Here is a 13,134-nt window from a genome sequence, read left to right as displayed (position 1 = left end):
GTTCAGAAGGATAGCACAGGGTACAATCAGAAATGAACAGTAGAACAAGCGTAAGCCAACTCTTATGCGGTTAGAGGCTTGAGCTATTTCAATATTACCTCTACAAAAGCCGTTTTGAAAGAGAAAGATGCTTAAACAGGACAAAAAGGTGATCTATAGATGTGCATATCTCGTATAGCTCGAAGTGTTGAGATCAGAGAAAGCCCGTTTGTTTATTTGATTTGTTTCGACCCTCAGTAGAGATGAGGGATCCCACTTTCTTGTCACGTATCTTGAAATAGAACAATATATAGTCGGGATAACGCAGGATACACACAGGCAAAGCGGAGAAGATCAGGCAGTTCAGAGAATTGTGCCTCCTGGATTTTCAGGAAATGGAACGGTTCACCTGAGAAGGTTATAGACGAGTACTCGAAAAGCGCCTGCTCTGGCTGAACAGGGGAAATAAGATGATCTTCAAGCCAGAGCGAGGCAAAGCCTGAGCGGTCGGCTTCTTGCGCGACGCGGACAATATGTTCACAGGCCTCTACAGGTAAATCTGGCTTCCAGAGCAGCGGAAGGACGACCCCGAGCTGAATGGACATTCCTCTCTCCTCTCTCCCTGAAGAAAAATGGCATATATTTATGTATTCTACCATAAATGATGTTCAGGCCGCCTGAAGCAACTATTTCTGGAAATGACGGCATGCTTGCTTTTTTTGATGCCCGTCTTTGCCGCGGAGCAAGATGAGAAGCGCTTTGAAAGGATCAAGGGGCGAGGGAGTGAGAGCGCCATATCTTTCAGATTTTTTCTTTTTCCTGGCTGAGCTCTTGACAAAGGATATTAGCATGCCCTAATATCTTATTAAAAAGGTCGGATATCAGAAATGGCTGATATCTGAGATGGGAATTACGACTTCTTGCTCTTAATAAGAGTCGTTAAACAGAGGAGAATGAAGAAAGAATGAGCGAACAGCCTGTTGAGCAATCCAGGAAAGGGTTCGGGTGGCTGGCCTGGAGCACTCGCGATATTTTGGTTCTTGCCGCTGTCGGCGTTGTTTTTGGTATTGTGCTTGGTGCACTGATGTATGCGTATCTGCTTTCCATTGTTCTGGGGGTGATTGTCGCCTGGGCCTGGATCGGAATTATGATTCTTCCCTGTTTCTTTATCGCATACGCGCTGCGTCGGGCCGGGGCAGCATTTCTTATTGCCTTGCTGTACTGTCTGGTGATGCTTCCTATTTCTCCGTATGGTCCCTCGATCATGATTACGGGCCTGCTTTACGCGTTTGCCGGAGAGATCGGGGTAGCTGTCGGGACACGCTATCGTCATTTTGGCTTGCCTTCTATGGCACTGACCGGTGCGGCGGGCGGCGTTGCCATGTTGATTATTTATCTTATCTTCTACCCCACATCGTTTGATCTGGCATTGCCGATCTTGATCGGCGTGATTGTCGTGACCATCGTCAGTAGTACGATCAGTGGTATTGTGGCGAAATATCTTGGCGATGCTGCTGCTCGTACGGGCGTGCTTGCCGGGACCATTCGCAAGGATCTCGAAGAGATTTAGCGCGGAAGTGAGTGAAGATGCTATGGCGTTGATCGAGGTTGAGAACCTGGCTGTCAAGTATCCGGGGCGCAAACGACCAATCTTAGAGCAGGTCAATCTACAGTTGCACGAAGGTGAAACGGTGCTGCTGCTCGGGGCCTCCGGGAGCGGAAAGAGCACGCTGGCGCTGACGCTCAACGGCTTGATCCCGCACAATGTTGGCAAGATCCTTGAGGGACGGGTGCGGGTTGATGGACTGGACACACAGAAGGCATCAGTGGTTGATCTGGCCCGGCGGGTCGGGATCGTCTTTCAGGACCCGGATGCACAGTTTGTCATGCTGACCGTTGAAGATGAGATTGTCTTTGGTATGGAGAATCTCTGTCTCTCTCCTGAAGAGATGGACAGACGGGTAGAAGAGGCGCTGGCTCAGGTTGGTCTGCCACAGCATCGCTACCGGCGCGTTGAGCAGCTTTCCGGCGGCGAGAAACAGCGGGTGACGCTGGCCTCGTTGCTGGCGATGGAGCCCTCTGTCCTGCTCTTTGATGAGCCTACCGCGAATCTGGACCCGGTAGGCACCCGGGATGTATTCGAGCTTCTGCGGCAATGTAAGGAGATGAAGAAGCATACCATTCTCCTGATTGAGCACAAGCTTGATGATCTGATGGACCTGATTGATCGGGTTGTGGTACTGGGAAAAGGGGGCGTAGTGCTGGCGGATGGGGCGCCACGAACGGTCTTCCAAGAGCAAATGGAGCTTTTGCAGAAGCATGGGGTCTGGGTGCCTCAGGTGGCTTCACTGGCGCATCGACTTGCCCAGGAGGGGATTGTACTTGATCCCTTCCCGCTGACGCTGGATGAGGCCGAGGAAGCGATCAACCGCAAACGGATCGGTGCGGAACCTGTCGAGCAGCAGTCTGTTTCCCCTGTGCTAACGCAGGAGAGCGAGCAGGCTGCAATCGAGGTGCGGAATCTGTCCTATCGGGTGGCTTCCCGAGAGATTCTGCATGATGTCTCGTTGCGGGTGCCTCAGGGCGATTTTCTGGCGCTGGTTGGCTCGAATGGTGCGGGCAAAACGACGCTTGCACATCATCTGGTTGATATTCTGCACCCGCCTGCGGGGCGCGTCTGGCTGCAAGGAAAAGACATTACTCGTATCCCGGCACGCGAGCTGGTGCATCATGTTGGCTATGTCTTTCAGAACCCCGAGCACCAGTTTATCACCGAGTCGGTTGCTGATGAGATCGCCTACGGTTTACGCGTGATGGGCCTATCGGCGGCAGAGATCACCGAGCGAACGAACACCCTGTTAGAGCGTTTCGGTCTGTTGCAACTGGCGCGGGCCAATCCGTTTACGTTAAGTCATGGGGAGAAGCGTCGCCTGAGTGTCGCAACGATGCTTGCGGTGGGACAGCAGGTCTTGATTCTCGATGAGCCAACGTTCGGACAGGATCAGCGCAACGCGGAGGCGCTGCTTGAGATCCTCTGGCAACTCCATACCGAGGGACGCACCATTGTCGTGATTACGCATGATATGGCGCTGGTTGCTCAGTATGCCCGCCACGTGGTGGTGATGGAGAGCGGGAGGCCGATCTTTCATGGAACGCCTGCTACCCTGTTTGCGCAGCCGGACCTGCTGGCGCGAGCTCACCTCACATTGCCGCCGTTGACCAGTCTGGCGGCGCGGTTGGGCTGGCCCGGTTTGCTGACGTCTGAGGCAGTCTATCAACAGTGTATGCAGGCACTCGGGCGGGAACTCGCTGTGAAGCATGTTGAATGACGGGAGAAGGTAAGCGAAGATGCAAATGATCTATCAGGAGGTGGATTCACCACTTCATCGCTTAAACCCTTTGAGTAAGGTATTGGCGTTAGTGCCAATTGTGCTCTTTGTGGCATTGACTACTGATCCCTGGGTGCCGCTGGTCTTCCTGGTGCTGGCAGTGGTAATCATCCTGGGACCGGCGCGTGTCTCGCTGCGCACGTTTGGCCGTATCAATGTGCCCCTCTTTCTGGCGATGGTCTCGTTCATGGTGACGTATCCATTTCTGGTGCGTGCGGAGCTGTTCAACCACTCGCCGGTCTTTTTGCAGCTTGGTCCGATCACCGTCTATCAGGCGGCGGTCGTTTCTGGTGCGGCGGCGGTCCTGCGGGTCTATGCCATGTTTTTGCTCTCACTGATTTTTACCTTTACCACCGATATCAGCGATTTTATTCGTGCGCTGGTGCAGCAGTGGAAGTTTCCCTACAAGCTTGGTTATGGCGTGTTGGCCGCGTTTCGTTTCGTGCCGATGCTACAGAGCGAGTTCCGCTTGATTCAGGCGGCGCATAAGATTCGCGGAATTGAGGATCGAGGTGGCCTGCGTGTTCAGTATGAGCGGCTGCGGCGCTACATTATTCCGCTGCTGGCGACAGCCATTCGGCGAGCCGAACGCACTGCGCTCGCGATGGATGGGCGGGCATTTGGCGTGCTGGCACGGCGCTCCTATTTTAAGCAGTTTCGGTTTCATGGGCGCGACTATCTCTTTATTGCCAGCTTCTGGCTGCTCTGTCTCCTGTTGATCGGGATATGCTGGTATGCTGGCTGGCTTGGGCCCCTTTCTCTACTGAAGAACCTATAGAAGGAATACAGGAGTTTTCACGTGGCTGAACGTTCTTTTTGCGCACGCATTTCGGAGGAACGACAGGAGCCATTTGTTGGTCTGGCCCCCTTTGCTGAGATCTGGGTGATGATCGAGTATACTGGCCCGTGGGGTTGGTCGGCGGTGCTGGATAATGATTTGCCCGAACCCGCTGCGAAGTGGCTTTCCGACTTCGTGATGAGCTATGAGACGATGAAAGGAGTTGGCGTCTTTGTCAGGCAGCATTCGCGGCCACTGAAAACGATTCGCTGTTTTGTTGGTGTCACGTTGAAAGAGCGAACGGCGCTGTATGCCTTCGAGTTTGAGCGCTATGAAGAACTGCTCTCCCTGGATCTGGCCGGCCTGAAAGCGGGTGCTCCGGCATATGATCGCTACCTGACCAATGAGCCAATGTATATTATTTGTACAAACGGCAAGCATGATATGTGCTGTGCCAAGTTTGGCATGCCTATTTATCGTGAGCTGGCTCGCCTTGATCCCGCCCATACGTGGCATTGTTCGCATATTGGAGGCGATCAGTTCGCGGCGAATCTGATTTGTTTCCCGCAGGGCGTCTATTACAGTCGCGTGGCGGTGCCGGAGGTCGAGACGATTCTAGACGCGGACCGACATGGCAGGCTTTATCTTCCGAAGTGCCGTGGGCGGGTGCAGTATCCAGCCGTGGTGCAGGCAGCCGAGTATTATGTGCGAATGCAGACAGGGATCTTCGAGTTGGGCGCTTTTTCGCTACAGGAGGTGCATACGGAGGACGGATCAGACTGTGTGACCTTCTGTACGCAGGATGGAGCACTGCATCACGTGCGCGTGCAGAGCCACTACTGTGAGCTGGACTGCCCGCTTGCGTGTAGCTGTAACCAGCTTGGGAAGAACTATCGGCAGGAGTACCGCCTGATCGAGTATCAGGTTCAGGCAAGCGAGGAGGTGGTGACGCTGTAATATGTGGGCGGGGTGTCTGGCAAATGACCAGGTAATGAAAGGGCTGGCGATATTCGCCAGCCTTTTTTTGTGCTTAGATGGAAGTGTGCTGCTCATCGAGGGATAGCTTTCCCGTTGAGGTTGGTTGCGAGAGCGCTGTATCCTGCTTGTTGATGACCGGTTTCCGCTGTATCCGGAGGACAAGGAGGGTGAGCAGGAATGCAATACCTATCAGAGCGCTGGCTACAAGGAATGAACCGTGTGTTCCTGCCTCGACTGCTTGTGGGTGTGTCACCCCCGTTTGAGCGGCGATGGCGACCATACTGGCATAGATGGTTCCCATAAATGACGCGCCCGTGGTCAGACCGAGCGTCCGAGCCAGCGAGAGAAGACCGGAAATGAGCCCGCGCTGTGAAGGGAGGGCGCTTTCCATCATCGCTGTATTGTTTGGCGTCTGGAATAGCGCCAGACCGATATTGATGATGGCCAGACGGAACGTGAAACCTGCAATGCCTGCTTTGATCGTGATGGTGGACATGAAGAGGCAGCCAACGACCATCAGCGCCACGCCGATCGCCATTATCGGTCGTGCTCCGAAACGGTTAGCAAGCAGCCCGACAGGCGTGCTTAGCAATGCGGTAATAAGTGCGCCTGTGGACATCAGCAAGCCGGTAAGGACGCTGGAATAGCTCTCTCCTTCACTCAGGAAGAAAGGCATGATGAGAATGACACCCATCATGACAGTATAGACCAGCACGCTGACCAGCAAACTGATGCTCAGGGTTGCGTTCCGGAAGATCTGGAGCGGCAATAAGGGGGACATCACACGCCGTTCTAACCAGAGAAACAGGAGCACGCCACTAACAGCCCCACCCAGGAGACCAAGCACAAGGGGAGACGTGAAGCCCAACTCTTCGGCTTCAGTCATTGCGAAGGCATAACAGCCTAATGTGAGCGCGAGTACAATCATTCCCGGCCAGTCAAAACGCCATGTCTGTTCCTGGAATGTCTTTCCGGGCAGAAAGACCCAGATTACTCCGCAAGCTAATAGCCCGAATGGGACATTGATGATGAAAATGGCGTGCCAGCTAAAGGCGCTGAGAAGGAGACCGCCCAGCGTGGGCCCTAATGCGATTCCAAACGCAACCATTGCGGTCAGGATGCCGAGCGCATGTCCAGCTTTCATACCATGATATGCATCGCTGACGATAGCGAAGCTGAGCGCCATCAAAACAGCCGCACCAAGTCCCTGCAAGGCTCTCATAGCAATGAGCCAATCAGCAGTAGGCGAGAGCCCACAGAATAGAGAGGTAAGGGAGAACAGGGCAAGGCCGATGAGGTAGAGCCGTTTTTTTCCGAATAGATCGCTCAGACGTCCTATCCCGACGATCAGAGAGGTGACAACAAGCATATAGCTGAGAACAACCCACTGTGCTTGAGCAAAAGATGCATGGAGATCTGTGATGATGGTGGGAAGCGCAATGTTGACAATACTTGTATCAAGCGATGACATAAGCGTCGCCAACGCTGCTCCAAACAGTATCCATCCCCGCGATACCGTTTTTTCACCGGTAGTTTGCTGCAAGGTGTTTCCTCCAACTTCGTTCAAAAAATGTACTTTCTCATTGACCAATTGGTCAATACACAGGGAGTATATCATTACATTGACCCAAAGGTCAATAGGGAGGTATAGTGTGTTGCCTGAAGGATGTGCGAATTGGAAAGGGCGTGAGTCTGTGCATTGGGAAGAGGCAAGAAGCCCTGTTTGCCTCTTCCCAATGTTCAGGGGAGAAGCAGGAGGGCGCGTAGTGCCGCCAGTGTTTGTTCAAGCGAAACCTTATAGTCGCTTTGTACTGCTTGCAGCGGGCATCCTTCGGCGATAGCAGTCATCAAGGAAAGCAGCCCATCTTCTGTGACTCCGGCAAAGTGTTCCGGTTCGCTGGCCAAAAGGTCTCTGACAGCGGGGCGGAAAATTTCACGTGCCTGCTCTATAGCCTGGCTGATACGCGCTTTTATGACTGGATCGCGTAATCCCATGATCCAGAAGGAGAAAAACAGTTCCAGCTTGGCTGAATTTGGCCCTTGCTGGTAAGCATCGAGAAGATCTTGTCTGAGAAGCTCAAAGAGGCGCTCTCTTGGGGGAAGTGAACTATCTACCTCCCAGACCTCAAACATCGTTTGAAGCAGCCAGTCCAGCAGGGCGTAGAGCAGTGCTTCTTTTGTCTTGAAGTGGAAAAAGACCAGTCCTGTACTTAAATGTGCTTCCGCTGCAACCTTCCGAATGGTGAGCTGATCGAGGCGTTCACGCGTTGCAACTGTAAAGGCGGCCTGAATAATTTGTTCGCGCCTCTGTTCCTCGGGTTGTTTCTCGCCTGGCACCATGAACCTCCTTCTATGCTATTGACCATTTGGTCAATGTAATGGTATGCTATCTCTGTGGCTATTGACCTGATGATCAATATAGAATACCTTGTTTGGTTCGTCAAGCCTTATCACAAGAAGGAGTTTTTCCAATGTTTATTATGCAAGCAAGCTTTGAGGTCGCTCGTCAGTTTGAGGATCGAATGCAGGCCAAGTATCGGAAGGATAGAGAGGCTATCAAGGAGGCTGAAGGGAATATTGCATATGAATGCTGGCGGAGAGAGCACGATACAACAGTTGAGTACGTCTTTGTCTCCAAGTGGGAGCAAGAGGCCGATTTCAAGAAGTGGATCTCTCGCGATGCTCATAAACAGGAGCACCGTGAGCAGATCCAGCGGCGTCGGGCTGGTGAAGATGATGGTTTCTCGGTCAAGAAGGTGCTGCATTCCTTCGAGCTCTTCGTCTAGTTGGAGAAATGTTTCTGCCAGAACATATGTAATCCAGAACCTGAAGAAGGTTGTAAGGGCGAGGACTGCTCTCGCCCTCATTGTCTGTTGCTTGCCAGGGAGGCCACGGACTTGCCTTTATTCCGGTGCCTCCCTGAGCGCCTGAAGCACTGCATGGTAGGCCGGTTTTTTCTTATAGTTTTCGTCAAAGAGCAGCGCCGCGCCGTAGCCGGGAAAGGTGCCGGGGACCCAGGAATATTTGTCGGTGATGCCCCAGGTCGTGATACTGGTACAGTGTGGGATCGCGAGACAGGCCTGTATGACCTTCCTGTAATCCTCTGCCTGCTGCTGTAGCTCCGCTGTGCTGGCTGGAACGGGCATTCTGATATCCAGTTCAGTGATATGGATCTCGACGCCGAGATCAGCAAAGCGTTGCAGGTTTGTCTGCATGTCGGGGGGAACTGTGCCGAGCAGCAGGTGACACTGAAAGCCAACGCAATCGAGCGGAATGCCGCGCCGCTTGAAATCCCTGACGAGATCGTAGACGGCGTCGCTTTTGGCGTTGATGCCCTCAATGCCGTAATCGTTGTAGCATAAGCGGGTGTAGGGGTCAGTTGCTCGGGCCACCCTGAAAGCCTCTTCAATATGGAGGTCGCCGATTCGCTCCTGAAAAATGCTCTTCCGTCGTGAGCCATCCTCATCAAAAGCCTCATTGACAACATCCCAGTAGCTGATGTGGCCTGTATAATGCTGCATCACGCCGATAATGTGATTCCTCATTGCCTGAAGGAGATCGGCACTCTCGTTGACCCAGGAGGGTAATGCGGTGTGCCAGACCAGCGTGTGACCTCGAACCCGCATATGGTGACTGTGGGCATAGCGGACGAGCGTATCAGCAGCATCGAAGCTGAAGGAACCGGGGGCGGGCTCAGTTGCATCCCATTTCATCTCGACTTCCGGGGTGATGCTGGTGAACTGGGAATTGAGGATATGGGTGTAGGGTGGCTCGCTGAGATGGTTCACGCTGACGGCTGCTCCGAACAGGCGAAATTTCGCTGCCGCGCCCAGAGATGGTTCATCGAGATAAGGAGCGGAAGCGGTCATAGGTTGTGCCCCTTTCATCTGCTATAGAACGCTGAACAAGCTATGAAGAAATGATTTATGTCTCTCGTGCGACTTCAGTAACAGTATAACTATTTATTGTGTTACTTGTCAAGAAAGTATTTTTTCTATTCTATAGAAATAAGCATATATGAGAGAAATAGAGATATTTTCTTCAGAAAAGCAGGAAAAGTATAAACATATTGTAATAAGTATAGACAAATGAGTATGTGATTTTTGGCTATGCTTGCAAATATATTCGGATAAAGGCTTGAAAAATGCACAACTTTTGTGGTATAGTTTTGATAGCATAACAGATTCTTTATTCTCCGATGTGGGGTAGTCGTTCTTGTGAAGCTGTATTGCTATGGAGAGCGGTACAAGAGAGCGACGCATTTGTCTGTAGACTTTTTGTTTGAAATGTCCAGTCAAATTGTTCAGTCTTCCCCGAAAGGTCGGCCTCTTAGCGGGAGGTCAGCGCTGCGGCTGGAATCGTGGCGTGAAAATACAACGGTGTAAAGAGGAGAAAGAGAATGTTCCAAACGAGACAAGCGGGTAAAGGCATGGTGGCCCTTGCCCTGGCGCTTCTCATGATGGCGTTCAGTTCGTTTCAACCGCGTGCTTCGGCTGCGACGGTGCAGGCTCAGGCGAGTACCCATCGTGTGATCTACTACTATCAAACCTTAACCGACCTCACCCCTGTGATTCAGAACCTCAATCCCGCGACCGGGAAACCATATCCGACCCATATCAATCTGGGGGCTTTCCATCTGGGCCCGCAAAGCGATGGTACATTGATGCACCTCAATGATTATCCGCCCGACAATCCTATTTTTGCGAAACCCTGGCAGCAACTCAAACAGCTTCAGGGAATGGGGGTGAAGTTGCATATGCTGCTTGGCGGAGCGGCCTGCTGCTCTTTCCAGTCCCTTTTCAGCGATTGGAACAGGCTTTATCCCGTGCTCAAGCAGACGTTGCAGCAGTACCACTTTGACGGTATTGATCTTGATATCGAAGAGTCGGTCGCTCTGACAGATGTACAACGTTTGATCGATCAGTTGAGTGCCGACTTCGGCAGCAGTTTCGCGATCACGCTTGCACCGGTTGCCTCAGATCTGACTGGCGGTGGTGGCCTCTCTGGCTTTGATTATAAAGATCTCTATAACAGTCCCCAGGGTGCCAGGATTGCCTGGTTCAACACGCAGTTCTATAGCGGGTTTGGTTCTCTTTCCTCGACCTCTGACTATGATCGGGCCGTGCGAAATGGCTTCCCGGCGGACAAGATTGTTGCCGGGATGCTCAGCAACCCGGCGAATGGTGGCGGCTATGTCAATATCCATACGGCTGCTTCGACGGTCAAGCAACTGGCACGCAAATATTCAAACTTCGGCGGCGTGTTCGCCTGGGAATACTTTAACTCTCTGCCGGGCGGAACCGCGCACCCTGAACAATGGTCCATTCTGATGACACAGTCAATGAACAGCTAGACGAAGCATCTTACAGATCCCCTCATTCGGAGAGGGTCGGAATCGGTCTTCTGGTTCCGACCCATTTTTGTTTCTCATGAGCAACTTCAGCAACCTTATTCCCTTTGCAATGTACGTTTCTTCTCTTCCCATCCCCACCCCGAGGGGTTGACAAAAACGAAAAGCTCGCGTATAGTGAGAACCAGTTTTATACTACCCCCTGGTATAGGGTAAGAAGAAAGGGAAAGTCATACCTCTTTGGGAAGGCTGCATTCTGCTGATAGAGTGCTATCGATGCTTTTCCTTTCTTCTCAATATTGTTTCACGATCTCAAGGGGGTATGTTCTCTGCCTGAGAACATAGTTCTCTATCTACAACAAGCCATTCCTGATCTGCGGCGCTCATCCTCTCAGCGCGAGAAACAGAGCATGAGTGCGGGAATACAGGATAGTCTGATGCATAGCTCATTCAGCATAGAAGAGGAAAGAGGTGTCACAGTGAAGTATCGTCTGGGTTTGTCCCTTCTGTTCGGGCTTCTCATCATGGTTCTCGCTGCATGTGGTGGCAATACCGGGGCAACAAGTGCACCCACCGATGCACAGACGGTTGACGTCAAGCTTTCGGAGTTCAGCATTGATGTATCTGAAAAGAACTATACTCCGGGAAAAACGTATCACTTTGTGATTACGAACAATGGCAACACTTCCCATGAGTTTATGATTATGCCGAAGTCGGAGGGCAACATGAGCGGTATGTCTATGGAGCATATGGACTCGATGGCCCTGGCAATGGTTGACGATATTCAGCCTGGAGAGACGAAAACGCTGGATTATACCTTCACCACGTCGGCAGCAAACACACAGCCTGAGTTCGCCTGTTATATCGCGGGCCATTATGAGGCAGGGATGAAGCAAACGGTTAGCGTCAAGCAGTGATTCAAGCTTGCAACGCACATGGAAGGGCCTCCTGAGCGGATGAAAAACGCCGGAGGTTCTTTTTTTGTTTGTACCGCTTGCTTTTCATGCGCTATCCTGATAGACTCATCCGTATGATGACCACAAGAAGTCCACGGCTTTCAAGTCAGATGAGGAATGGGCTTGCTGCAACGGCGTCGAAAGCGTGTCAAAGAGAGAAAGACAGAGACTTCATACACAAATGTCAGACTCTACAAAATGATTGACAAGCTCTTTCTCAGATCATGCCATCAATGACGTTCAGCAAGAACTGGTCACACATGAAACTGATGCACGCGCCATATGGAGAACGCTTCTCGTCCGGCAGGACCGGGTGAGAATGGGGCACGTGTCCCTGATGTGTCGGACAAGGAGGTCAAAGCAGTCCCCTGCGAAAGGGGTAGGTAATTAACTTATGAGCAGGGGTCTGAATCACACGTTCTCAGTCAGATGATCTTGCTCTGGTTCCTGTTTTCTTATAGAAGGATGTGAATGTCTAGATGAAACGCTTCAATCTCTTTGCCCCTGCTGTTGTACTGCGACTGGAAGGGATAACGGTCTTCTTGCTGGCGCTGCTCTTCTATGGCATGCGAGGAGGCAACTGGCTTTTGTTTCTCCTGCTTTTGTTTGTGCCTGATCTCTCAATGCTTGGCTATCTGGCTGGAGCGCGTGTCGGAGCCATCATCTATAATCTGATCCATGCATATGTGCTTCCACTGGCGCTGCTGGCCTTCGGGTTGATTGGAAACAATACGCTGTTGGCGCTGCTGGCGCTGATCTGGCTGGCTCATATCGGGCTTGATCGCGTGCTTGGCTATGGTCTGAAGTACCCCACCTTTTTCAAAGATACTCATCTGAATCGCGTGTAAAACCTGTAACCAGGATGCTTCAACGAGATGCAGACGGAAAAGGAGTCCTCTTTCTTACCTCTTTTTCCGTTTTCGCTCTGTCCGATTGGAATAGCCAGAAAACAAAAGAAGGGAGTACGGGTGCAATGGCTAACCCCGACCATCTGGCGATGCTGGAACAGGGCGTGAAGCGATGGAATCAATGGCGTACGGAGCATCCCGAGATCGTCCCCGACTGAGAGGAAGCCGATCTTTCAGGGAGACATTTCTTTCAGGCGAATTTCACGGGGGCACGGATGCGGAAGGTGAATTTGCGTGATACAGAACTATATATGACAGATTTCACTGATGCGGACCTGGAGAGTGCGAATCTCGTGGGCGCAGAAATCAGCCGGACTTGCTTCCGAAGATGCCATCTCGCATTTGCTAGTCTTGTAGAGGTGACGTCGGATGTGGGAACTATTTTTGAAGAGGCGATGCTTCGGTATACGAATTGGACGCAGGCGTTCTTTTGTCATGGTACCTTTTCCCGGGCGAATCTGAGACATGCCTGCATGGATGAGATGATTGTGCGGCAGGTGTGCTTTGATGGGGCTGATCTGGAGGGCGCCAAGTTCTGGTTGACGCGTTTTGAACGATCCTCCTTGCGAGAGGCAAACTGTTCATGGACGTATTTGCGTGGAACGGTGCTGCATGAGACAGATCTGACAGGGACCAGCTTTGAGAAGGCCGTCTTCTGGGAAACGGGGATTCTCAATTGTCCCCTGCATCGGGCGAGAGGGTTGGATCAGGCGTATCATGTCGGGCGCTCATTCCCGGACCTGCAGACGATCGCGCGAGCAGAGGGAAGCCTGCCTCCCCGCTTTCTTCGCGGCTG

General features: G+C 52.1%; 13 protein-coding genes and 1 pseudogene. 10 read left to right on the top strand and 4 right to left on the bottom strand.

Translation table 11 applies throughout. The annotated features are described in order from the left end of the window. Positions 1-263: 263 nt before the first annotated feature. Entirely contained in the window at positions 264-584 is a 321-nt protein-coding gene (locus tag EI42_RS08185) for a hypothetical protein (protein ID WP_111320730.1), read from the bottom strand. Positions 585-943: 359 nt separating this feature from the next. Here EI42_RS08185 and EI42_RS08180 point away from each other — a divergent pair, with 359 nt between their 5' ends. Genes EI42_RS08180 through EI42_RS08165 form a run of 4 tightly spaced genes read left to right on the top strand, consistent with a single transcriptional unit; the run spans position 944 to position 5,103 of the window. After that, positions 944-1,549: an ECF transporter S component gene (locus EI42_RS08180; protein ID WP_111320728.1), complete on the top strand. Its 606-nt coding sequence runs from the start codon at positions 944-946 to the stop codon at positions 1,547-1,549. A 7-nt stretch (positions 1,550-1,556) separates the two neighbouring features. Continuing rightward, on the top strand, positions 1,557-3,308 hold the full coding sequence (locus tag EI42_RS08175; RefSeq protein WP_211326078.1) for an ABC transporter ATP-binding protein: 1,752 nt from the start codon (positions 1,557-1,559) through the stop codon (positions 3,306-3,308). A gap of 19 nt (positions 3,309-3,327) precedes the next feature. Then, positions 3,328-4,146 (top strand): energy-coupling factor transporter transmembrane component T family protein, encoded by an 819-nt coding sequence (locus EI42_RS08170; RefSeq protein ID WP_111320726.1) that lies wholly within the window; start codon positions 3,328-3,330, stop codon positions 4,144-4,146. A 21-nt stretch (positions 4,147-4,167) separates the two neighbouring features. Beyond that, the gene (locus EI42_RS08165; RefSeq protein WP_111320724.1) at positions 4,168-5,103 is read left to right on the top strand and encodes a ferredoxin family protein; all 936 of its coding nucleotides are present in this window, start codon (positions 4,168-4,170) and stop codon (positions 5,101-5,103) included. 73 nt (positions 5,104-5,176) lie between these two features. Here the strand turns inward: EI42_RS08165 and EI42_RS08160 are convergent, their stop codons facing one another. Continuing rightward, complete coding sequence (locus EI42_RS08160) at positions 5,177-6,667, bottom strand: MFS transporter (protein ID WP_170142456.1); 1,491 nt, start codon at positions 6,665-6,667, stop codon at positions 5,177-5,179. 197 nt (positions 6,668-6,864) lie between these two features. Continuing rightward, entirely contained in the window at positions 6,865-7,464 is a 600-nt protein-coding gene (locus tag EI42_RS08155) for a TetR/AcrR family transcriptional regulator (RefSeq protein ID WP_111320720.1), read from the bottom strand. A gap of 131 nt (positions 7,465-7,595) precedes the next feature. On the opposite strand from EI42_RS08155, the gene EI42_RS08150 reads away from it, so the two are divergent. Further along, the gene (locus tag EI42_RS08150) at positions 7,596-7,910 is read left to right on the top strand and encodes an antibiotic biosynthesis monooxygenase family protein (RefSeq protein WP_111320718.1); all 315 of its coding nucleotides are present in this window, start codon (positions 7,596-7,598) and stop codon (positions 7,908-7,910) included. A 117-nt stretch (positions 7,911-8,027) separates the two neighbouring features. On the opposite strand, the gene EI42_RS08145 is transcribed toward EI42_RS08150, so the two are convergent. Continuing rightward, entirely contained in the window at positions 8,028-8,993 is a 966-nt protein-coding gene (locus tag EI42_RS08145; protein ID WP_211326077.1) for a glycoside hydrolase family 10 protein, read from the bottom strand. A gap of 530 nt (positions 8,994-9,523) precedes the next feature. On the opposite strand from EI42_RS08145, the gene EI42_RS08140 reads away from it, so the two are divergent. From EI42_RS08140 to EI42_RS08120, 5 genes and pseudogenes are all read left to right on the top strand, one after another. After that, on the top strand, positions 9,524-10,477 hold the full coding sequence (locus EI42_RS08140; RefSeq protein ID WP_111320714.1) for a glycoside hydrolase family 18 protein: 954 nt from the start codon (positions 9,524-9,526) through the stop codon (positions 10,475-10,477). 407 nt (positions 10,478-10,884) lie between these two features. After that, the gene (locus EI42_RS08135; RefSeq protein WP_246046436.1) at positions 10,885-11,391 is read left to right on the top strand and encodes a cupredoxin domain-containing protein; all 507 of its coding nucleotides are present in this window, start codon (positions 10,885-10,887) and stop codon (positions 11,389-11,391) included. Between the two features lie 518 nt (positions 11,392-11,909). After that, a complete protein-coding gene (locus EI42_RS08130) occupies positions 11,910-12,278 on the top strand; it encodes a DUF4260 domain-containing protein (protein ID WP_111320712.1) in 369 nt (122 codons plus the stop codon). Between the two features lie 236 nt (positions 12,279-12,514). Further along, positions 12,515-12,664 (top strand): annotated as a pseudogene (locus EI42_RS34830) (pentapeptide repeat-containing protein); the annotation flags it as partial. A gap of 45 nt (positions 12,665-12,709) precedes the next feature. Next, on the top strand, positions 12,710-13,134 hold a 425-nt coding region (locus EI42_RS08120), incomplete at its 3' end, for a pentapeptide repeat-containing protein (protein WP_170142455.1).

The sequence above is a fragment of the Thermosporothrix hazakensis genome (assembly GCF_003253565.1).
Lineage (GTDB): Bacteria > Chloroflexota > Ktedonobacteria > Ktedonobacterales > Ktedonobacteraceae > Thermosporothrix > Thermosporothrix hazakensis.
Note: the sequence above shows the minus strand (reverse complement) of the source record. Positions and strands in the feature narration are given on the sequence as shown.